Origin of the sequence: Okibacterium sp. HSC-33S16 (assembly GCF_024171565.1) — a bacterium.
Lineage (GTDB): Bacteria > Actinomycetota > Actinomycetes > Actinomycetales > Microbacteriaceae > Mycetocola_A.
Window position 1 is genome coordinate 275,477 of record NZ_JALJZZ010000003.1, and the last position, 21,565, is coordinate 297,041.

The following is a 21,565-nucleotide window of genomic DNA, read 5'->3' on the forward strand; positions in this document are numbered from 1 at the left end:
AATGAGACCCGTCCGCCAATAACGGTCCGCCCTGTCTGGGTGGACCCAGACAGGAGAATAGTGGCTGGAAAACCACGCGTACACGAGATCGCTTCCGAACTCGGTGTCGACAGCAAGGTCGCCCTTGCGAAACTGAAGGAACTGGGCGAATTCGTCAAGTCGCCTTCATCAACGATTGAACCCCCGGTAGCACGGAAGCTCCGTGCTGCTCTCGAAGCAGACGGTGCCAAGCCGTCCGCTGACGCCGCAAAGGTGCCCGCCGCAAAGACCGCTGCAAAGCCGGGTTCGCGCCCTACGCCCGCACCGGCTCCCGCACCGGCACCGGCTCCTGCCGCTGAAAAGCCGGCAGCAGCTGCCCCGGCGCCCGCACCCTCAGCAGCACCGACCCCGGCTCCGGCCGCGGAGAAGCCCGCCGCATCGACCCCGGCTCCGGCCGCGGAGAAGCCTGCTGCCTCTACTCCGGCCTCGGCCGAGAAGCCCGCAGCTCCTGGGGGACCCCGCCCAGGTGCACCTCGCCCAGGCAACAACCCGTTCGCAAGCGCGCAGGGCATGGGCTCGCGCCCGGCAACACCCCGACCGGGCAACAACCCGTTCGCCAGCGCGCAGGGCATGGGCCAGCGCCCGACCCCGAGCAACATCCCACGTCCGCAGGCTCCGCGTCCGGGTTCGCCCCGCCCCGGTGCCCCGCGCCCGGCAGGCGCCGGTCGTCCAGGTGGCTTCCAGCGTCCGGGTGGCGCTCGTCCCGCCGGTGGCGGTTTCCAGCGCCCCGGTGCTCCCGCGGCAGGTGGATTCCAGCGCCCGGGTGGTGCTCCCGGATCGAACTTCGGTCCTAACCGCCCCGCAGGTGGTGGCGGTCGTGGTCGTGGCCCCGGCGGTGGAACCGCTGGTGCATTCGGTCGCGGAGGCGGAAAGAGCAAGTCCCGCAAGTCGAAGCGCGCCAAGAGGCAGGAATTCGAGCTCAGGGAAGCTCCGTCGCTTGGCGGCGTAAGCGTTCCCCGCGGCGACGGCACAACGGTTGTCCGACTGCGTCGTGGAGCGTCCATCGCTGACTTCGCTGACAAGATTGACGCCAGCCCCGGAAACCTCGTCACGGTTCTGTTCCACCTCGGTGAAATGGCAACCGCGACCGAGTCTCTCGATGAGGCGACGTTCGGCATCCTCGGTGAAGAGCTCGGTTACCGCATTCTGATCGTGTCTCCGGAAGAAGAGGATCGCGAGCTTCTCGAAGGCTTCTCGATCGACCTCGACCAGGAGCTCGCGGAAGAGTCAGACGAAGACCTCGAGGCTCGTCCTCCTGTCGTCACCGTCATGGGTCACGTCGACCACGGTAAGACCCGACTGCTCGACGCAATCCGCAACGCCAACGTTGTCGCAGGCGAAGCCGGTGGCATCACCCAGCACATCGGTGCGTACCAGGTGGTTGCCGAGCACGAAGGCATCGAACGACCGATTACCTTCATTGACACCCCGGGTCACGAGGCGTTCACCGCCATGCGTGCCCGTGGTGCGCAGGTCACCGATATCGCGATCCTCGTGGTCGCGGCAGACGACGGCATCATGCCCCAGACGATTGAGGCTCTCAACCACGCCCAGGCAGCGAACGTGCCGATCGTGGTTGCAGTGAACAAGATCGATAAGGAAGAGGCCAACCCGCAGAAGGTGCGCCAGCAGCTCACCGAATACGGACTGGTTGCCGAAGAATACGGTGGAGACGTCATGTTCGTTGACGTGTCGGCTCGCAACAACATCGGTATCAAGGAACTCCTTGATGCTGTGTTGCTGACCGCTGACGCCGGACTCGACATGCGTGCCAACCCGAACAAGGACGCACGCGGTGTTGCCATCGAGGCGAAGCTCGACAAGGGACGCGGTGCTGTTGCGACAGTGCTCATCCAGTCGGGAACGCTCAAGGTGGGAGACCCCATCGTTGCCGGTACCGCATACGGACGTGTTCGTGCGATGGCCGACGAGAACGGCGATGCCGTCGAGTTCGCAACGCCGTCACGACCGGTTCAGGTTCAGGGTCTGTCGTCGGTGCCTCGCGCCGGTGACACCTTCCTGGTCACGGACGACGACCGCACGGCGCGCCAGATCGCTGAGAAGCGTGAAGCAGCAGAGCGCAACGCCCAGCTGGCCAAGTCCCGCAAGCGCATCAGCCTTGAGGACTTCACCCGTGCACTCGAAGAGGGCAAGGTCGAATCGCTCAACCTCATCATCAAGGGTGACGTTTCCGGTGCCGTTGAGGCACTCGAAGAGTCGCTGCTCAAGATCGAGATCGACGAGAGCGTCCAGCTGCGCATCATCCACCGCGGTGTCGGTGCGATCACGGAGTCGGACGTCAACCTGGCGACCATCGACAACGCGATCATCATCGGATTCAACGTTCGCCCCGACCCGAAGGCACGGGAACGTGCCGCTCGCGAGGGTGTCGACATCCGTTTCTACTCGGTTATCTACAACGCCATCGACGATGTGGAAGCAAGCCTCACCGGCATGCTCAAGCCCGAGTACGAAGAGGTCCAGTCCGGTGTGGCCGAGATCCGCGAGGTGTTCCGCTCCTCCAAGTTCGGCAACATCGCCGGTGTCATCGTCCGTTCAGGAACGATTACCCGAAACGCTCGTGCCCGCGTCATCCGCGACGGCGTTGTGGTTGGCGACAACCTCGCCATCGAGTCGCTGCGTCGATTCAAGGACGACGTCACCGAGGTGCGGACGGACTTCGAGGCCGGTATTGGTCTTGGTAAGTTCAACGACATCCAGATCGGTGACGAGATCGAGACGACCGAGATGAAAGAGAAGCCGCGCGGTTAGGCTCCTCGTCGGAAACGGCAGTCTCACTTTGAGGCTGCCGTTTCCGGCTCCCGGTTCTGAATTTGTCAGGAGCCACCAGGCTGCTGGCTGAAGGAGAAGATCATGGGCGAAAACCCACGAGCACGTAAATTGGCCGACCGAATCCAGGAGATCATCGCCAAGCGCCTTGAGCGCGGACTGCGGGACCCCCGGCTCGGTTTTGTCACCATCACCGACGTCCGCGTCACCGGAGACCTGCAGCACGCAAGCGTGTTCTACACCGTCTACGGTTCCGATGAGGAACGCGCAGACTCGGCGGCCGCACTTGAGGCGGCCAAGGGAATGTTCCGCAGCGAGGTTGGCAAAAACATCACGGCACGGCTGACGCCGAGCCTCGAATTCATCCACGACGCATTACCTGAGAGCGCCAAGCACCTCGACGAGCTCCTCGCCCAGGCCCGCGAACGCGACTCCGCCGTTGAGGCGCTCAAGTCGAACGCCCAGTACGCCGGAGACGAAGACCCCTACGTCAAACCACGCGTCATCTCGGACGACGAAGACTAGTCTTCGCGGTCTGGAAACGGGTTATCTGTTGCCTCAGGGCAGCAGGTAGCCCGTTTCTCGGTGAACGGCCAGGCCGTCGGTAACAAGGCCGGCCAACGCGCGGTCCCGCTGCGTGGCATCCGCCCATAATGTTTCAATTTCGGCGGACGTCACCGGCACGTGCGCGGCACGCAGCTCAGCCATGATGAGTCCGCGGACATGTCGGTCGCTGCCCTCATACTTCTTCTGAACGGCCTTGCGTTTGCCGAGATACTCGGGGTAGCCGGCCTGGCGCCACGCGCAGGTATCGGCGAGAGGGCAGGCGTCGCAGCGCGGTGAGCGTGCGGTGCAAACGATCGCGCCGAGTTCCATCATGCCGGCGTTGAAGCGGTGCGCTTCGTCGAGGTCATCGGGCAGCAGGCGCTCCATCCGGGCCAGGTCGCTCACGTTCGACGGGGGAGCCGGTTCGGCGTTGCCCTCGACGGCGCGCGCGATGACCCGGCGGGTGTTGGTGTCGACCACCGGATGCCGATGGCCATAAGCGAATGCGGCGACGGCCCGAGCGGTGTAGTCACCGACGCCGGTGAGGGCGAGAAGGGCGTCGACGTCGTGCGGAACCACTCCGCCGTGCCGCTCGGTGATCTCTACGGCGGCCGCATGCAGCCAAAGCGCGCGGCGCGGGTAGCCCAGGTTCGCCCAAGCGCGAACAGCCTCACCGGGCGGAACACTCGCAAGGTCAGCAGGCGTCGGCCAGCGCTCGAGCCACTCGGCGAGCCGAGGAATCACCCGGGCGACCGGGGTCTGTTGCAACATGAATTCGGAGACCAGGGTGCCCCACGCCGGGAAGCCCGGTTCACGCCACGGCAGGTCGCGCCGGTTCGCGGCGAACCAGTCGAGGATGCGGGGAGAAAGCTGTGCAGAAGACATACCACCCCCAGCGTATGCGCTCACTCGCGGGTATTCTCGACACATGAGACTAGTCACGACGCCTCGGGTCGAAGTGATGCGCGACCTGCGAAGCGAGATCACCCACAACTACGGTGTCGGCCGCACCATTGTCGCGGTCGACGGGATCAGCGGCTCGGGAACGGCTGAATTCGCTGACGACCTGGCCGAGGTGTTCCGCGAGGAGGACCGCACGGTTTTTCGGGCCTCCATCGACGACTTCCACCGGCCACGCCACGAGCGGTATCAGCGGGGGAAGGACTCCGCAGAGGGGTACTACTCCGACTCGTTCGACTACTCGTTGTTTCGCCGCGCACTCATCGAGCCGTACCGGATGGCCGGGAGCACCGGGTTCCAGCTCGTCGGCTTCGACGAGAAGCGCGACACCGGTGAAGAGCTGCGTTGGGTCACCGGGCCCAAGGACGCCACGCTCATCGTCGACGGCGTGTTCCTGCACCGCCCCGAGCTGCGCGGACTCTGGCACTACTCGATTTGGCTGGACGTACCGTTCGCCGAGGCATACGCCCGGCTGAGTTCGTCGATCGGCGTGGACCCGGACCCGACCGCGCCGTCCAACGCCCGGTATGTCGGCGGTCAACAGCTCTACCAGCGCGACTCACGCCCGCGCACGCGAGCGTCGGCTGTGATTAACAACGAAGATGTCGCCCACCCGATGCGGGTGTTCCTCGACAGCTGCTGACGCTCCAGCCCGCTGAGACTCAGCGGGATCCGGTCCCGGCGCGAACCTCACGCACCACGTCGTCCGGCGTCAGAAAATTGCCCGACTCCTCAACCCGGTGCACGAGCTCGGTCAGTATTTCGTTCACCGGTGCTCTCCGCCCGACCGCTCGCGCCTGACGCACGACAGCCCCGTTGAGAAAGTCGATCTCGGTGCGCTGGCCCCGCCGGATGGACTGCAAGGTCGAGCCCGGGTTCGGCACAGCGCCCATTCTCGCGGCGAACAGCAGCGGCAACGCCTGCCCGAGTCCCACCGGCAACGCCGCGAAGAACCGCAATCGACGGTTGCCCAGGCCCTGCAATGATCCAAAACGGATGCCTGCGGCCATTCCCGCACGCACGGTTTCACGCATGCTCCTCGTCATAATCCGGCGTAACGCTCGATCTGCGATGACGGTTTGGACGCTGAGCCCGGTGATGGCCGGCAGGGCGTTGAGCTGGTTGACGAGCAGCTTCGTCCACTGCGCACCCACGAAGTTGCCGATCGCCGCGAGCCGAAGCACGGTTCCGAGTTCCGCTTCGAGGCGGCGCACATCGGCGTCCGGCGCACCGGTCCCACGCCCGATGTACGTCGTTGCTGGCGTCGTGACCGTGACCGAGCCGGGCTCGAGGTACGACGCGGCCACAATCGACAGCGCCCCGATGCATGAGGAGTCTGGAAGTGCCCCGGACACCGCATCCACTCCGTCGAGGCCGTTCTGGATCACCAGGACCCGGGCACCCGCGATCGAGCTCCCGTGCTCATCCAGCGCTGCGGACGTGTCTTGCGCCTTGACGGCGAAGAGCACCACATCGACGGCTCCGGTGACGCCCTGATCCAGGCGATCCACCGCGACCAGCCGGGTGGTGTGCCAGTCGCCGAACCCGCCACTGAGGCGGAGTCCATGCTCTCGAACGGCCGCCAGCTGGGCGCCTCGCGCCACGAGCACGACGTCGTGGCCTGCGCGGTCGAGCAGTGCGGCGAAGGTCGAACCGAGGGCTCCAGCTCCAATGACGGCAACGCGCATGCTCCCAGCCTAGGGCGCGGCGTGTGGGAGAATGGTTCGTCGCCAGTTCGGCACGAAAGGATCATCTGTGCACTCCGGCATCCTCCTCGTCGACAAGCCACACTCACTCACCAGCCACGACGTCGTCGCGCGCACCCGCAAGCTCGCCGGCACCCGCAGGGTCGGCCACGCGGGCACTCTCGACCCGATGGCGACCGGGCTCCTCATTCTCGGCGTCAACTCCTCCACCCGGCTGTTGACCTACGTGGTCGGCCAGGACAAGGAGTACCTCGCCACCATTCGGCTCGGCCTGACAACGTCGACGGACGATGCTGAGGGCGAAGCACTGATTCAGGCAGAGGCGGATGCCGTTCGGAACGTCTCCGAGGCCGCTCTCGTCGCCGCCGTGGCGAACCTCACCGGAGATATCTCTCAGGTGCCGTCGAGCGTGAGCGCCATCAAGGTCGACGGCAAACGGGCGTACGCGCTGGTCCGGGCGGGGGAGACCGTCGAACTGAAGTCACGCCCCGTCACGGTCGCACGCTTCGACGTGCTCGAGCGACGACAAGTCGACGGATTCCTCGACCTGGACGTGCGCGTCGAGTGCTCCTCCGGAACCTACATCCGGGCGCTGGCCCGAGATCTGGGCGCGGCGCTCGGCATTGGTGGACACCTGACGAGACTTCGCCGCACGAGGATCGGACCCTTTTCCGTCGACGCGGCGTCAACGCTCGACGCTCTCGACGTTGCCACCGAGCTGATCGGTCCCGCCGACGCGGCGTCTGCTCTCTTTCCCACTCTCTCGTTAACCGAGCAGCAGGCAATTGACCTGGGCCACGGGAAAAAAGTGCCCGCCGGCGATCTCTCCGTGTCTGGGGCGCTCGGCGACGACGGCCTCGTGGCCGGTGTCGCGCCCGACGGTCGTCTCGTTGGCCTCGTGAAGATCGCCGGAGACATCGCAAAGAGTGCGGTCAACTTCCCGGCAGACGGGCAAGACTCATGATCGAACCGTTCACCTGGATTCAGGTGGCCGTCGCCGTTCTCGCCGGGTTGCTGTGCCTGATCGTCGGGTTCTCCGGGCGAAAACCCAGCGATCTCACGCTCGGGGCCGTTGCGGTCGTCGAGCTGCTCCTCGTCATCCAACTCGTCGTGGCAATCGTTGCTCCGTTCACGGGCAACACCGCCGTTGGCAGTGTCCTGGAGTTCTACACCTATCTGATCTCGGCGCTGCTGCTGCCGATCGCGGCCGGATTCTGGGCGCTGGTGGACCGCAGCAAGTGGAGCACGGTCATCCTCGGCGTTGCGGCGCTGGCGATCGCCGTGATGGTCTACCGCATGCAGCAAATCTGGACGACGCTGCCGCAGTAACCGGGCGAAACCACCTCAAAAACGCGAATACACTGGTTTTCAAATGACATCACCCAACGAGCGCCTGCAGGCCAAGCCTGTTTCCCCCTCGAGCGCTTCACCGAAGCGCGGTATTTCCGGTATCGGACGCGTCCTCGTCGTCGTCTACGGAATCCTGGCTCTCGGAGCGACGGGCCGTTCGTTTGTGCAGATCGCTGAGCGGTTCGACGAGGCGCCCGTCGCGTACACGCTGTCTGCGCTGGCCGCCGTCGTCTACATCGTCGCAACTGTCGCCCTCATCAGGAGCGGATCGGGCTGGTACCGGATCGCCTGGATCACTATCGCTTTCGAGTTCCTCGGTGTGCTCACGATCGGCACCCTGAGCATCGTTGACCCTGAGCTGTTCCCGGCCGCAACGGTGTGGTCGTACTACGGCGCCGGATACCTCTTCATCCCGCTCGTGCTCCCACCACTCGGCATGTGGTGGCTTGCACGCCACCGGCCGAACCGCGGCGTCGCGGCCGGAGCGACGGGCGACGCCCGGTGATCACCTTCCGCCGGGTGACTGACGTTCCGGAGGGTTTCGGCGAAACGGCCGTGACCATCGGCAAATTCGACGGAGTGCATGCCGGCCACCGTGCCGTCATCGCCCGACTTCGCCAGGCCGCGGAAGACCGCGGGCTGAATTCCGTTGTTGTGACGTTTGACAGGCATCCGCTCGCCCTTCTCGCTCCCGAAAAATGCCCGCAGGTGCTGGTGGGAAACGAGCAAAAGCTCGATCTGCTTGCCGAGACCGGCATTGACGCCGCCCTGCTGCTGCCGTTCGATCGCGAGCTGGCGCAACTCTCGCCAGAGAATTTTGTCACCACTGTGCTCACCGGTGCACTCCGCGCGAAGCTCGTGCTTGTCGGAAACGACTTTCGGTTCGGTCATCGCGGAGCGGGCGATGTTGCCCTGCTGCGCGAGCTCGGTGGACGGTTCGGTTTCGACGTCGAGACGATTCCGGATGTCGCACCGGTGGACGGTCGACGCGTCTCATCGACCTGGATTCGGGAACTGCTCGCCCAGGGGCGGGTGTCGGATGCGGCCCAGCTGCTCGGGCACGACCCCGCCGTGCGCGGACTCGTGGTGCACGGTGCGAAGCGGGGGCGTGAACTCGGCTACCCCACAGCGAACCTCTCCCCGGACTCGGACGGCCTGATTCCCGCCGACGGTGTGTACGCGGGCTGGCTTCGTGTCGGGTCTGAGCGGCTGCCGTCCGCGATCTCGGTGGGTAATAACCCCACCTTCGACGGTGTGCCGCAGAAGCAAGTCGAAGCGTTCGTGCTCGACAGGGAGATTGACCTCTACGACCAGATTGTGGAAGTGCAGTTCGTGGAACGCATTCGTGGCATGGTCGCGTTCACGGGCATCGAGCCGCTCATCGTGCAGATGGCGGACGACGTCGAGCGGGTTCGCCAGCTGCTCAGCTGACCGGCAGCTTGTGGCGAGTGTTCTCTGGTGCCGCGTCAGGCGAGGCCGGGGGTCGGTGCCGGAGCGAGTAACCGTTCCCGGCTCGGCGGCTGCATGGCTTTCCGGCCGTGCAGGTAAAGAATGACACTCGCCGCGTCTGCGACGATTTCCGACCCGTGCCCGATGCGCCATCCGGCGTCGACGGCGACCAGCGTGCGGTGACGCAGCAGCGCCCGCACCTCGCGCGACGCGGTGAGTGTGCTCGCGAGGGCGACCGCGTGGGTGGTCTCGGGATCGAATGGCAGCCGGACGCCGAGCGGGTGCAGGGCGTCGTAGCCGTGCACGATCGCTTCGACGAGCTCGCCTGTGCTCGTGCGGCCGCGCCCATCGGCCTTCTCAGCCGCGATGGCACGTAACTCGCGACGCAGCTCGTCGGTCCCGCCGGAGTCGGCAATGCCGCGGGCAATGTCGTCGAACGACCCCATCGGGTTGGCGTGCCGACCGGCGATCGACGCTCGAACCACGTCGCTGGCCAGCCGCACCGATGGAGTGCCGATGCGCCAGACCAGATGGGCAATGGTGTCCTTCACACTCCAGCCTTCGCAGAGGCTCGGGCTTGCCCACTGGACGGCGGACAGGGTGTCGAGACCGTCGCCCACAAGGTTCAGTGCGTCTGCGATCTGCTGTCCGCGCGTCGGGGACGGCTCGGACTGACGCTTTCGGGAGGCGAACATGAGTACACCCTACGCGCCGTTCCTACGGCCGGTCGAGCGGCGCTGGCCCGCCGTGAAGCACCCCTAAACTGAAGCGGTGACCCCGAACGCTCCCCGCCCGCTGATGTCGGGCCGGGTGCTCGCCTTCGTCGGAATCATCCTCGTTGCCGCGAACCTCCGTACCGCCGTCGGTGCGCTGTCGCCGATCCTCGGCCGGATCTCCGCCGACCTTCCGCTCGATCCCGTGGTCGTGGGTTTGCTCGGCTCGATGCCCCCGGTGTGCTTCGCCATCTTCGGCATCCTCACGCCTGCGCTCGTGCGCCGCACCAAGCTTGAGGTCGTGCTCATCGCTGCACTGGGAGCCATTCTGCTCGGGCACCTCATCCGCGGCATCGCCGGCGATGTCCTCGTCCTCGTCCTTGGCAGCGCGGTGACCTTCGCGGGGCTCGGCCTCGGCAATGTGCTCCTGCCGCCGATCGTCAAGAAGTACTTCCCCGATCGCATTGCGCTCATCACGACGATCTACGTCACCATGCTCTCGGTCTCGACGCTCGTGCCGCCACTCGTTGCCGTGCCGGTTGCCGACGCCGCGAGCTGGCGCGTCTCGCTGGCCATGTGGGCCGGGGTGAGCGTCATCGCGCTGGTTCCCTGGCTGACACTGCTGGCCACTGACCGCAGGGCACCTGCCGCTCCCGCGCTTGAGGCCGCCAAATCCGATGTCGTCGGTCGGCTCTGGCGCTCTCCGCTCGCGTGGTCGCTTGCCGTCGTGTTCGGGCTCTCCTCGCTCAACGCCTACGCCATGTTTGCCTGGTTACCCAGCCTCGTCCAGGACATCGTCGGGGTCAGCGACGCCACCGCCGGCGCGTGGCTCTCGATCTACGCATTCATGGGCTTCCCGGCCGGCCTCATCATCCCGATCCTCGCCGCCCGCATGAAGAACGTCGCGCTGCTCGTTTATGTGGCGATCGGATGCCTCGTGGCCGGTTATGCCGGATTCCTCCTTGCTCCCACATCCGTTCCTGTCCTGTGGGTCGTGCTTATCGGACTCGGGCCGCTCCTCTTTCCTCTCGCCCTCGTGCTCATCAACCTCCGCACTCGGACCCATGATGGTGCCATCGCCCTGTCGAGCTTCGTGCAGAGCGTTGGATACGTCATCGGGGCGGTGGGCCCGCTCGTGGTGGGGATTACCCATGACGTGACCGGCGGCTGGACGGTGCCGCTCATTGTGCTGGTGTGCGTGGCGTTCGTCGGCGTCTTCGCGGGAGCGGTCGTCGCTCGGGACCGCGCCATCGAGGATGGCGCCTGAACCGGAGCAGCATCCGATGGCGAATTCCCGCCGCTCTGCTCATATGAGCAGAAACCACCACGAGTGTTGTTCTGCGCACTCCGCCGACCTAGGCTGGAGCATGCGTGCACGCGCCCGCACAGACGACGACAGGGGAGAGCGGTGGACACCATCGACAACGACGAACTGCTGTCCATTCGCGCCGCCGAGCTGTACTACGACGAGAACAAGACCCAGGACGAAGTCGGCGCGATCCTCAAGCTCACCCGCTGGAAGGTGGGTCGCCTCCTCGCTTCAGCCAAGGAGAAGGGCTTCATCCGCATCGAGATCGTGCACCCGCGGGCTCGCAAGCTGACCCTCGAGCGCACCCTCTGCGAACGCTTCGGCATTCGCGACGCCATCGTTGTTCCCGCAGCAGGAACGCAGGGCGCAGATGATCTTCGCGCTCGCGCAGCGCAGGCCGCTGCCGACTACCTGGCCAGCCTCCGACCCGTTCCGCGCGTGCTCGGGGTGAGCTGGGGTCGAACCCTGCACGATGTCGCCGAGCACTTGAGCGAGGGCTGGGCAACCGGCGTCAACGTCGTTCAGATCAACGGCGGAGTGAGCGTCAACCAGCGCGCAGGCACCGCAGCGGCAACGGCGTTCGAGATCGCTCGGAAGGCCTCGGGCCAGGCCACCCTGCTGCCGAGCCCTGCGATCCTCGAGCGGCTCGAAACCAAACGCTCGATCGAGGCGGATCGCACCGTCGGCGGGGTGCTCGGCATGGCTGCTGACGCCTCTGCTTACCTCTACAGTGCCGGCGTCGCCGGGCACGACTCGGCTCTCGTCGAGAGCGGGTACCTGACGCCGAACGACGTCGACGAGCTGGTGCGCCGCGGTGCCGTTGGCGACGTGGTCGGCCGTTACATCGACGCGGCCGGCATGATCGTCGACCCGTCACTGAACGAGCGCACTGTCGGACTCAGCCTCGACACTCTCCGCCGCGCGACCACGAGCGTCGCGGTCATCGCCGGCGCCGGAAAGATCCCCGTTGCCCGCGCGGTTGTCACCAGCGGACTGTGCACGGTGCTGGTGACAGACGAAGCAACAGCACTGGCACTGCTCGACACCGGTTCCTGACCGGTCGAGCCTTCTCATTTTCCCGACCTGAACACCACCACGCAGAAGGACATCTACGCATGACCGACATCACTCAGGCTGTTGCGCCCCGAGCAACCGCCCTTGAACTCTTCGACGGGCCGGTGACCGATGCGAATCTCCGCCGCTATCTCGAGGGAATCCCCGGGGTCGACGCTGTCGGCCTCGAGCAGCGCGCCGCCGGCCTCGGCACCCGCTCGATCAAGACCACGTCGAAGAAGTGGGCGCTCGACACCATCATCGGCCTCATCGACCTGACCACCCTCGAGGGTGCAGACACCCCCGGCAAGGTGCGCTCACTCGTCGCCAAGGCCATCACGCCCGACGCCACCGACGCGAGTACGCCGCGGGTCGCGGCCGTCTGCGTCTACGGCGACATGGTGCCGTACGCCGTCGAAGCGCTCGGCGCCCACCACGCGAAGGGCACCGACTCCGGGATCAACGTCGCAGCGGTCGCAACCGCCTTCCCCTCCGGCCGCGCCTCGCTCGCTATCAAGCTCAGCGACACGGCAGACGCCGTCGACGCTGGCGCCGATGAAATCGACATGGTGATCGACCGGGGCGCGTTCCTCGCCGGCCGATACGGCCAGGTCTTCGACGAGATCGTTGCGGTGAAGGAAGCCTGCCGCCGCGCAGACGGAACATACGCGCACCTCAAGGTCATTCTCGAGACCGGTGAACTCAACACCTACGACAACGTCCGCCGTGCCTCGTGGCTGTCGATCCTCGCCGGTGGCGACTTCATCAAGACGTCAACCGGCAAGGTGTCACCGGCAGCAACGCTGCCGGTGACGCTCCTCATGCTCGAGGTTGTGCGGGACTGGCACCGCCTCACCGGCGAGAAAATCGGCGTCAAGCCGGCTGGAGGCATCCGTACCTCAAAGGATGCCATCAAGTACCTCGTCACCGTCGCGGAGACGGTTGGTGAGGACTGGCTTCAGCCTCACCTCTTCCGGTTCGGAGCATCGAGCCTGCTCAACGATGTGTTGCTGCAGCGGCAGAAGATGACCACCGGCCACTACTCCGGCGCTGACTACGTCACGATCGATTAAAGGATGACAATGAGTTTTCTGGACTACGCGCCGGCCCCCGAGTCGACGGCGATCCTCAACCTGAAGAGCCAGTACGGACTCTTCATCAACGGCGAGTTCGTGGACGGAAACGGCACCCCATTCGCCACTATCTCGCCCGCAACCGAGAAGACGATCGCCACGATCTCCTCGGCTAACGACGCCGATGTGGATCGGGCGGTTGCCGCTGCTCGTGCCGCGTATGACAACGTCTGGTCGCGGATGTCCGGTTCTGACCGCGGCAAGTACCTCTTCCGGATTGCACGGCTGGTGCAGGAGCGGGCGCGTGAACTCGCGGTCGCCGAGAGCCTCGACAACGGCAAGCCGATCAAGGAGAGCCGCGACGTCGACGTGCCCCTCGTTGCTGCGTGGTTCTTCTACTACGCAGGCTGGGCCGACAAGCTCGATCACGCTGGGCTCGGCCCAAACCCCGCGTCGCTCGGTGTTGCCGGTCAGATCATCCCGTGGAATTTCCCGCTGCTCATGCTGGCCTGGAAGATCGCACCGGCCCTCGCCGCGGGCAACACTGTTGTGCTGAAGCCCGCCGAGACCACGTCGCTCACCGCTCTGCTGTTTGCCGAGATCTTGCAGCAGGCCGACCTGCCAGCGGGTGTCGTCAACATCATCACCGGTGCGGGGGCGACCGGGTCTGCACTGGTGAACCACACAGGCGTCAACAAGATCGCCTTCACGGGCTCGACCAATGTTGGCCGGGGCATCGCTCGTGCCATCGCCGGAACCGACAAGCGTGTGACCCTTGAACTCGGTGGAAAGGCCGCGAATATCGTCTTCGATGACGCGCCGATCGACCAGGCCATCGAAGGCATCGTGAACGGCATCTTCTTCAACCAGGGGCACGTCTGCTGCGCCGGATCACGACTGCTCGTGCAGGAGAACATCCACGACGAGGTGGTTGACCGACTCAAGCAGCGCCTGTCGACGCTGCGACTGGGTGACCCGCTCGACAAGAACACCGACATCGGTGCGGTCAACTCGGCCGCTCAGCTCGACCGCATCCGTGCGCTGAGCGACGTGGGCGAGGCCGAAGGCGCTGAGCGCTGGAGCCCGGAGTGCGAGCTCCCGTCGACCGGGTTCTGGTTCGCACCGACGATCTTCACGAACGTGTCGACGAGCCACCGGATTGCGCGCGAGGAGATCTTCGGACCGGTGCTCAGCGTGCTGACCTTCCGTACGCCGGCGGAAGCGATCGCCAAAGCAAACAACACGCCGTACGGACTCTCCGCAGGAATCTGGAGTGACAAGGGCAGCCGCATCCTCGCTGTCGCCGACAAGCTCCGGGCCGGCGTGATCTGGGCAAACACGTTCAACAAGTTCGACCCGGCCAGCCCGTTCGGTGGGTACAAGGAGTCCGGTTACGGCCGCGAGGGCGGGCGGCACGGGCTCGGCGCCTACCTCAAGCCCGCCGGTTCGACGCGACAGGTCACATCGGCTCCGGCCGCAGACCTGCCCACAACGGCTGCGCCGGCTGAGCTCGCTACCCCGAGCGCACCGGCACCCGCCGAGACCGAGACATCCGCACCCGTGACGAAGAAGAAGGGCAGCAAATGAGCCGCCTCGCCGTTCCCAAGACCTACAAGCTCTACATCGGGGGAAAGTTCCCGCGCTCGGAGTCCGGGCGCACCTACGAAGTGGCAGCGACGGACGGGACGTTCCTCGCCAACGCCGCGAAGGCATCCCGCAAGGACGCTCGCGACGCGGTAGTTGCTGCACGGAGCGCGCAGTCCGGCTGGGCTGGCGCGACCCCCTACAACCGCGGACAGGTGCTCTACCGCATCGCCGAGCTTCTCGAAGGACGCCGTGTGCAGTTCGTTGACGAGATCGAGCGTTCGGAGGGCGTATCCGCGGATGCAGCAAATCGTCAGGTGGACGAGGCCATCGACCGCTGGGTCTGGTACGCCGGCTGGGCAGACAAGTATGCGCAGGTCGCCGGAAACGCGAACCCGGTTTCGGGCCCGTACTTCAACCTGTCCGTACCGGAACCGACCGGGGTCGTGGCGATCGTCGCCCCGCAGAACTCGTCGCTGCTCGGGCTCGTCAGTGTGGTGGCACCCGCGCTCGTCGCGGGCAACACCGTTGTCGTGATCGCGTCAGAGACGCTTCCGCTGTCGGCCATCAGCCTCTCCGAAGTACTCGCTACGAGCGACGTTCCCGGGGGAGTGGTCAACATTCTCACCGGCTCGCCGGCCGAGATCACCCCGTGGCTGGCGTCACACGCCGACGTCAACGCCATTGACCTCACCGGAGCGGGCGGCCTCGACTGGGTCGACCTTGAGATCGCGGCGGCCGAAACGCTTAAGCGAGTGCTCCGCCCCGAAGGCGGTACCGATTCCGCAGCCCCGAGCCTGGACCGCATCACGGCGCTCACCGAGACCAAAACGGTCTGGCACACGAAGAGCCTGATCTAAGCTCTCACGCCCGGTGGCCGGGACGACATCCTTCGGGACGTCGTCCCGGCCTTTTTCGTGCGTTCGAACAGCGGATGCTGCGTGGCAGCGACGGCCACAACCCTCGCATCCCCTGGATTGGGGTGAGTGCGCCGCTCCGAAAGATAACGAAAGGGTAACGGGCGCCCCTAGGCTTCAACCACCCGAAATTCTGCCCGACACAGGAACAGGTGGTCAATGATGACGTCCCGAACGCGCCAGGGTGTCTTTCCGCTGTGCGCGAGTTTCTGCGCCGCCGTCGCGATCATCGTTCTTCTCATCGTGAACCCGGGGGCGACGCCCGTCTATGCAACCGACATGTTCGGCGAGCTGCGGGAACCGGGCGAGCCGTTCTTCATGGCGGGACACCGCGGCGACCGTTCGGTCGCGCCGGAAAACACGTTGACAGCGTTGCAGCATGCGATCGATTCGCCCCTCGACTTCGTCGAAACCGACATCTCACGCTCGAGCGACGGCGTCCCGGTGCTTTTCCATGACCGCACGCTCAAGCGCACGACAGATGGAGTCGGGCCTCTCGCTGACAAGACGCTCGCCGAGCTGCAGTCACTCGACGCGGGGTCCTGGTACTCGGCGGCCTTCGCGGGGGAGCGCATCCCCACGCTCGCTGAGTTCCTGGCGATCCTTGCCCCGAGCGACAAGAAGGCGCTACTCGAGCTCAAGGGATATTGGTCAATCGACGAGCTCGCCGTTGTGACCACGCTCATTGACGACGCCGGCGTCTCGAACCGAGTCATCTTTATGAGCTTCAATCTCGGGTCTCTCTCGAGTGCCGCTGCCCTTGCCCCGGCCATACCGCGCCTCGCCATCCTGCGAGCACTGCCCGACGACCCGGTCACGTACGCCCGATCCTTCGGGGTCATCGGTGTGGTGACCGCATCGAAGCTGCTTGCAGCGCGTCCAACGCTCATCGATGACATGCACGTTGCCGGGCTCGGCGTTCTGCTGTACACGCTCAATTCCGAGGAAACGTGGGAGCATGCTCGATCGCTCGGTGTCGACGGCATCATCACGGATCGTCCATCGAACCTCGATGCGTGGCTCGCATCGACCGCACCCGGTACCTGACGACTTGCTGTTGATACCCCCTAGGGGTATCTTGGAGCGTGTGACGAACACAACGCAGAACACCTCAACCCTCGACATCACTGGGATGACCTGTGCCAGTTGCGTGTCACGCGTCCAGAAGCGACTCGAGCGACTCGACGGTGTGGCAGCCGAGGTCAATCTCGCCACCGAGCGGGCCCGGGTCACCTACCCCGACGCAATCACGGCCGAACAGCTCGTTGCCGCCGTCGAATCCGCGGGCTATTCCGCGTCCGTGGTTCCGGAACGGCGCGGCCCTGAACCCGCAACTCCCGAGGGCGCAAACGCTGACGGAACCCCGGGTGCCGGTGGTTTCACGCCGCTGTTCACGCGCCTGATCGTCAGCGCGGTGCTGGCGATTCCGGTGATCGCGCTCGCCATGGTTCCGGCCTGGCAATTTCCCAACTGGCAGTGGCTCTCGCTCACGCTCGCGGCCCCCGTCGTGGTGTGGGGCGGGTATCCGTTCCACCGGGCCACGTGGGTCAACCTGCGCCATGGCTCTCTCACCATGGACACGCTCATCACCCTGGGCACCGGCGCCGCTTTCCTCTGGTCGTTGTGGGCACTGTTCTTCGGCATGGCCGGCATGCCAGGCGCCACACACGAGTTCAGCCTGTTCACGCCCAACGCCGACGCGTCGGGCGCCATCTACCTCGAGGTTGCGGCGGGCGTCACCGTGTTCCTGCTCCTGGGCCGGTATATCGAGCAGCGATCCAAGCGAACGGCAGGGCAGGCGCTCCGTGCATTGCTCGAACTCGGTGCCCATGACGTCACGGTGCTGCGCCCAGGATCATCAGGGTCGGCCCAGGTCACCATTCCCATTGACGAGCTCGCGGTCGGTGACCGATTCGTCGTGCGGCCGGGAGAGACGATTGCCACCGACGGCGTCGTCGAATCGGGCTCAGCTGCGGTCGACGCCAGCATGCTGACCGGTGAGCCGGTTCCCGTCGACGTAGGGGAGGGTGACACCGTCACCGGTGCGACGATCGCGAGCGGAGGACGCCTCGTCGTCCGGGCCACCCGGATCGGGCGGGATACCCAGCTGGCGCAGATGGCGCGACTGGTTGAGTCTGCACAGCTCGGTAAGGGACGTGCCCAGCGTCTGGCCGACCGAATCGCCGCGATCTTCGTCCCAATCGTCATCGTGCTGGCTGCCGTCGTCCTGGTTGGCTGGGTGCTCGCCGGCAACCCGGTGTCTGCCGGATTTACCGCTGCGGTCGCCGTGCTCATCATCGCCTGCCCGTGCGCGCTCGGCCTCGCCACCCCGGTCGCCCTGCTCGTCGGCACCAGTCGCGGCGCGGAGTTCGGCATCCTCATCACCGGGCCTGACGCGCTCGAGCAGGCCCGCGGCATCGATACCGTTGTGCTCGACAAGACGGGTACGGTGACCACCGGAACGATGACGCTCACCGAGGTGACGGCTACCCACCCGGCCGCGCTGCTTCGGGCGGCGTCGCTCGAGACGGCGTCGGAACATCCGCTCGCTCGCGCCATTGTGGCCGGAGCGGGAGACTCAGCACTGGCGCCGGTCGCCGACTTCGTCTCGACGTCGGGGCTCGGCGTCACCGGAACCGTTGAGGGCACACACGTCGTCGTCGGCCGACCCGCGTTCGTGGCCGAGCACGGGTGCGTGCTGGGCGAGACGCTGGCCGCCGCCGTCGAGCGCGCCGAGTCGTCGGGTGCAACGGCGGTGGTTGTCGGCTGGGACGGCGAGGTGCGTGGGGTGCTTGCCCTGTCCGACCGGGTCAAAGCCGACGCTCGTGACGCCGTCACCCGTCTCAAGCAACTCGGCCTCACCCCGGTGCTGCTCACCGGAGACAACGCGCGGGCCGCTCACGCCGTTGCCACCGAGGTGGGAATCGACCGGGTGGTCTCCGGGGTGCTGCCGGAACAGAAAGTGGCCGAGATCTCTCGACTGCAGTCGACCGGCGCTCGCGTCGCCATGGTCGGCGACGGCGTGAACGACGCGGCAGCCCTGGCCACCGCTGACCTCGGTATCGCCATGGGGTCCGGAACGGACGCGGCCATCTCCGCCGCGGACATCACCCTCGTGCGGTCTGAGCTCGGGGGAGTGGCCGACGCCGTCGAACTGTCCCGCCGTACCCTCGGCACCATCCACGGCAACCTGTTCTGGGCCTTCGCCTACAACGTCGCCGCGCTTCCGCTCGCCGCGTTCGGACTCCTCAACCCGATGGTCGCCGGCGCAGCAATGGCGTTCTCCAGCGTTTTCGTCGTACTCAACAGCCTGAGGTTGCGGTCATTCGCGCCACGCGAACGGGCTCAATAGCGTAGAATGGGCGTGCGCCCGCCGTGTGGGGTGTACCGCTCCGCAAGAATTTCTTCGCGTTGATCGGTCTCGTATCCGGCGCCCGCTGTCTCGGCCATCGGCATCCGCTTGGCCTTTCGACTGCTCAGGAGGAGCATGCCGTACACCGGTACACGCCGTAGTTCTGGCCGACAGGCCACCCGTGGATCGTCATCGCGCGGTTCATCGCGCCCATCGTCGACGCGATCATCCTCGCGTCACGACGACGACGCCCCGATCATCCCGATCCTCGCCCGCAAGGTGCGCGAGGTCGAGGCGAAGGCCCAAAAGGGCAAGGTGGGGCCCACCAACCGCACCAAGTTCCAGGTCATCGCCTTCCTGGTGCGTGAGGAACGCGCCCGGGTTAAGGCCGACACGACCCTGAGCGACAGCACGCGCGCGGAGCTGCTCAAACGGCTCGACGGCGTCGCCACCATCCTCGCCAAAACGGCCGCTCGTGATACCTCGCTCATCACTCTTCTTGAAGCGGATGCCGCCACCACACCGGTTGCACAAAAGCTGCGTCGTGACTGGCTGCTCGAGTCCGGTGCCGAACTGAGCCCAGATGAACTCATCATCACCACCTCCCAGCCGGTGCTCGAGCCGGTTGTCCCGGCCGAGCTCGCGGAGAAGCAGGTCATCCCGCAGTCAGTGAAATCCCGGCTGCTCGCGAACCCGTTCCTCGCGCCCGCGCTCGACGCTCCGACGGCCAAGCCGCCGGTCAGCGGCCGACTCTCCAACTGGGAACTGATGGGCCCGCTGTACAAGGCGTTCGAGCAGGGCTCTGGGGGCCGAGCCGCGAGCATGGAGCTGCCTGAGGCTCCGAAAATCGATCGGCTGTCGCCCAAGGGACGCGAAATTATGCGTCACCAGGCCCGCTTTGTTGAGTCTGTCCGCGAGGGGCACCGCACCTTCCTGCTCGCCGACGAGCCGGGTCTTGGCAAGACCGCCCAGTCGATCCTCGCGGCGAGCGTCGCTGACGCCTGGCCACTTTTGGCCGTCGTGCCCAACGTCGTGAAGATGAACTGGGCACGGGAAGTGGAGCGCTGGGCGCCGAACCGCCGGGCAACGGTCATCCACGGTGACGGCCGAGACCTCGACGCCTTCGCCGACGTCGTCATCGTGAACTACGAAGTGCTCGACAGGCACCTGGCCTGGCTGGGCACCCTCGGCTTCAAGGGAATGGTTGTCGATGAGGCGCACTTCATCAAAAACCTGCACTCGCAGCGGTCCCAGCACGTGCTGTCGCTGGCTTCCCGCATCCGCAAGCTCACCCCGGGCGGGAACCCGCTGCTGCTTGCACTCACCGGAACCCCGCTCATCAACGACGTCGAAGACTTCAACGCCATCTGGCAGTTCCTCGGCTGGGTCCAGGGTGACAAGCCCGCTCCCGAGCTGATGGCAAAACTCGAAGAAACCGGCCTCACCCCGGCAGACAGGGACTTTTACCCCGAGGCCCGCAGCGCCGTCATCGATATGGGTATCGTGCGCCGACGCAAGATCGACGTGGCCAAAGACCTGCCGTCGAAGCTCATCGCCGACATCCCGGTCGAACTCGACGATGACCTCGGTCGTTCGATCCGCGACGCTGAGCGCGAGCTCGGCGCACGGCTCGCCGCCAAGTACCGCCGCATCCTCGAGGCCCGTGGCGAGCGGGCATCGTTCGCCGGCGAGCTCGACACCGACATCATGCGCCTCGTCGCGCAGGGTGAGCTCGACGAGTCGAAAGCATCCGGCGGCGCAGAGAACGTCTTCACCATGGTCCGCAAGATCGGCCAGGCCAAGTCCGTGCTTGCGGCCGACTACACGGCGCAACTGGCGCACTCGGTCGGCAAGGTGGTCTTCTTCGCGAAGCACATCGATGTCATGGATACCGCGGAGCAGGTCTTCGCCGGTCGCGGCCTGAAGACCGTGTCCATCCGCGGCGACCAGTCGACACCGGCCCGGCAGGCCGCGATTGACGCGTTCAATACCGATCCGGATGTCGCTGTTGCCGTCTGTTCACTCACCGCTGCTGGCGTCGGCCTCAACCTGCAGGCCGCGTCGAACGTCGTGCTTGCCGAGCTCAGCTGGACCGCTGCCGAGCAGACCCAGGCCATCGACCGCGTGCACCGCATCGGTCAGGACGAACCCGTCACCGCCTGGCGCATCATTGCAGCGCACACCATCGACGCGAAGATCGCCGAGCTCATCGACAGCAAGCAGGGCCTCGCTGCTCGTGCCCTCGACGGGAGTGACCAGGACATCACGACGAGCGACTCCGTGCAGCTCAACGCTCTCATCGGGCTCCTCCGCGACGCACTGGAGGCGTAGCGGTGGCGCAGCAGAGCAGGAAAGCCGCCGAACCGAGGTTCGCGCGGCCCGCGCTTGCTCCGGGCATCCTCGCGGCCATCGTCCTGATGGCCGGCGTCGGGTTTATGGACAACTCATGGTTCCTTCTCGTTCACTTCGTCGTGACGATCCTTGCCGTGATCATCGGCTGGTTCGCAATTCAAGCGAAGCAGTACCTCTGGCTTGTCGTGCTGGTGCCGATCATTGTGCTGTGGAACCCGGTGCTTCCGCTGCCGCTCTCGGGCGACGGCTGGTTCGCTGCCCAGCTCATCGCGGCGATCCCGTTCGTCGCGGCTGGCGTACTGATTAAGGTCGAGGCCGAACTAGAAGACCGCCACCGGCGCTAGGCCGATGGCGGTCGGAACGTTCTCGCGG

19 protein-coding genes are annotated in these 21,565 nt (G+C 65.9%); 16 read left to right on the forward strand and 3 right to left on the reverse strand.

Annotated elements, in window-relative coordinates:
* Nucleotides 1-60: 60 nt before the first annotated feature.
* Both infB and rbfA read left to right on the forward strand, forming a co-directional pair.
* Nucleotides 61-2,811: a translation initiation factor IF-2 gene (gene infB, locus L1277_RS09660; protein WP_253376168.1), complete on the forward strand. Its 2,751-nt coding sequence runs from the start codon at nt 61-63 to the stop codon at nt 2,809-2,811.
* A 102-nt stretch (nt 2,812-2,913) separates the two neighbouring features.
* Nucleotides 2,914-3,354 carry a 30S ribosome-binding factor RbfA gene (gene rbfA / locus L1277_RS09665; RefSeq protein WP_253376169.1) on the forward strand — a complete coding sequence of 147 codons (441 nt, stop codon included), beginning with the start codon at nt 2,914-2,916 and terminating at the stop codon, nt 3,352-3,354.
* A 33-nt stretch (nt 3,355-3,387) separates the two neighbouring features.
* Here rbfA and L1277_RS09670 read toward each other — a convergent pair whose 3' ends face one another.
* Nucleotides 3,388-4,260: an A/G-specific adenine glycosylase gene (locus L1277_RS09670; RefSeq protein WP_253376170.1), complete on the reverse strand. Its 873-nt coding sequence runs from the start codon at nt 4,258-4,260 to the stop codon at nt 3,388-3,390.
* A 43-nt stretch (nt 4,261-4,303) separates the two neighbouring features.
* Here L1277_RS09670 and L1277_RS09675 point away from each other — a divergent pair, with 43 nt between their 5' ends.
* Nucleotides 4,304-4,978 (forward strand): uridine kinase, encoded by a 675-nt coding sequence (locus L1277_RS09675; RefSeq protein WP_253376171.1) that lies wholly within the window; start codon nt 4,304-4,306, stop codon nt 4,976-4,978.
* 19 nt (nt 4,979-4,997) lie between these two features.
* Here L1277_RS09675 and L1277_RS09680 read toward each other — a convergent pair whose 3' ends face one another.
* A complete protein-coding gene (locus L1277_RS09680; RefSeq protein WP_253376172.1) occupies nt 4,998-6,023 on the reverse strand; it encodes a ketopantoate reductase family protein in 1,026 nt (341 codons plus the stop codon).
* A gap of 31 nt (nt 6,024-6,054) precedes the next feature.
* Between L1277_RS09680 and truB the strand changes: the two genes are divergently transcribed.
* From truB to L1277_RS09700, 4 genes are read left to right on the forward strand one after another with little or no spacing between them, the layout of a single operon-like run.
* The gene (truB, locus tag L1277_RS09685; RefSeq protein ID WP_253376173.1) at nt 6,055-7,005 is read left to right on the forward strand and encodes a tRNA pseudouridine(55) synthase TruB; all 951 of its coding nucleotides are present in this window, start codon (nt 6,055-6,057) and stop codon (nt 7,003-7,005) included.
* On the forward strand, nt 7,002-7,370 hold the full coding sequence (locus L1277_RS09690; protein ID WP_253376174.1) for a hypothetical protein: 369 nt from the start codon (nt 7,002-7,004) through the stop codon (nt 7,368-7,370). The genes truB and L1277_RS09690 overlap by 4 nt, the downstream gene beginning before the upstream one ends.
* A gap of 43 nt (nt 7,371-7,413) precedes the next feature.
* Entirely contained in the window at nt 7,414-7,896 is a 483-nt protein-coding gene (locus tag L1277_RS09695; protein ID WP_253376175.1) for a hypothetical protein, read from the forward strand.
* Nucleotides 7,893-8,822: a bifunctional riboflavin kinase/FAD synthetase gene (locus L1277_RS09700; protein ID WP_374110200.1), complete on the forward strand. Its 930-nt coding sequence runs from the start codon at nt 7,893-7,895 to the stop codon at nt 8,820-8,822. The genes L1277_RS09695 and L1277_RS09700 overlap by 4 nt, the downstream gene beginning before the upstream one ends.
* 35 nt (nt 8,823-8,857) lie before the next feature.
* Here L1277_RS09700 and L1277_RS09705 read toward each other — a convergent pair whose 3' ends face one another.
* Nucleotides 8,858-9,535, reverse strand: a complete 678-nt coding sequence (locus L1277_RS09705) for a maleylpyruvate isomerase family mycothiol-dependent enzyme (RefSeq protein WP_253376177.1) — start codon at nt 9,533-9,535, stop codon at nt 8,858-8,860.
* A 76-nt stretch (nt 9,536-9,611) separates the two neighbouring features.
* On the opposite strand from L1277_RS09705, the gene L1277_RS09710 reads away from it, so the two are divergent.
* From L1277_RS09710 to L1277_RS09750, 9 genes are all read left to right on the forward strand, one after another.
* Complete coding sequence (locus L1277_RS09710; RefSeq protein ID WP_253376178.1) at nt 9,612-10,820, forward strand: MFS transporter; 1,209 nt, start codon at nt 9,612-9,614, stop codon at nt 10,818-10,820.
* Between the two features lie 141 nt (nt 10,821-10,961).
* Nucleotides 10,962-11,918, forward strand: coding sequence for a sugar-binding transcriptional regulator (locus tag L1277_RS09715; RefSeq protein WP_253376179.1), 957 nt, complete (start codon nt 10,962-10,964; stop codon nt 11,916-11,918).
* Between the two features lie 59 nt (nt 11,919-11,977).
* A complete protein-coding gene (gene deoC, locus L1277_RS09720; RefSeq protein WP_253376180.1) occupies nt 11,978-12,988 on the forward strand; it encodes a deoxyribose-phosphate aldolase in 1,011 nt (336 codons plus the stop codon).
* Between the two features lie 9 nt (nt 12,989-12,997).
* Nucleotides 12,998-14,575: an aldehyde dehydrogenase family protein gene (locus L1277_RS09725; protein ID WP_253376181.1), complete on the forward strand. Its 1,578-nt coding sequence runs from the start codon at nt 12,998-13,000 to the stop codon at nt 14,573-14,575.
* A complete protein-coding gene (locus L1277_RS09730; RefSeq protein ID WP_253376182.1) occupies nt 14,572-15,432 on the forward strand; it encodes an aldehyde dehydrogenase in 861 nt (286 codons plus the stop codon). Before L1277_RS09725 ends, L1277_RS09730 begins: the two co-directional genes overlap by 4 nt.
* 219 nt (nt 15,433-15,651) lie before the next feature.
* Complete coding sequence (locus tag L1277_RS09735) at nt 15,652-16,536, forward strand: glycerophosphodiester phosphodiesterase family protein (RefSeq protein ID WP_253376183.1); 885 nt, start codon at nt 15,652-15,654, stop codon at nt 16,534-16,536.
* 31 nt (nt 16,537-16,567) lie between these two features.
* Nucleotides 16,568-18,841 (forward strand): heavy metal translocating P-type ATPase, encoded by a 2,274-nt coding sequence (locus L1277_RS09740; protein ID WP_374110201.1) that lies wholly within the window; start codon nt 16,568-16,570, stop codon nt 18,839-18,841.
* Nucleotides 18,842-18,976: 135 nt separating this feature from the next.
* The gene (locus tag L1277_RS09745; RefSeq protein ID WP_253376184.1) at nt 18,977-21,172 is read left to right on the forward strand and encodes a DEAD/DEAH box helicase; all 2,196 of its coding nucleotides are present in this window, start codon (nt 18,977-18,979) and stop codon (nt 21,170-21,172) included.
* Nucleotides 21,173-21,174: 2 nt separating this feature from the next.
* The gene (locus L1277_RS09750) at nt 21,175-21,537 is read left to right on the forward strand and encodes a DUF6804 family protein (RefSeq protein WP_253376185.1); all 363 of its coding nucleotides are present in this window, start codon (nt 21,175-21,177) and stop codon (nt 21,535-21,537) included.
* The last annotated feature ends 28 nt before the right edge of the window (nt 21,538-21,565 follow it).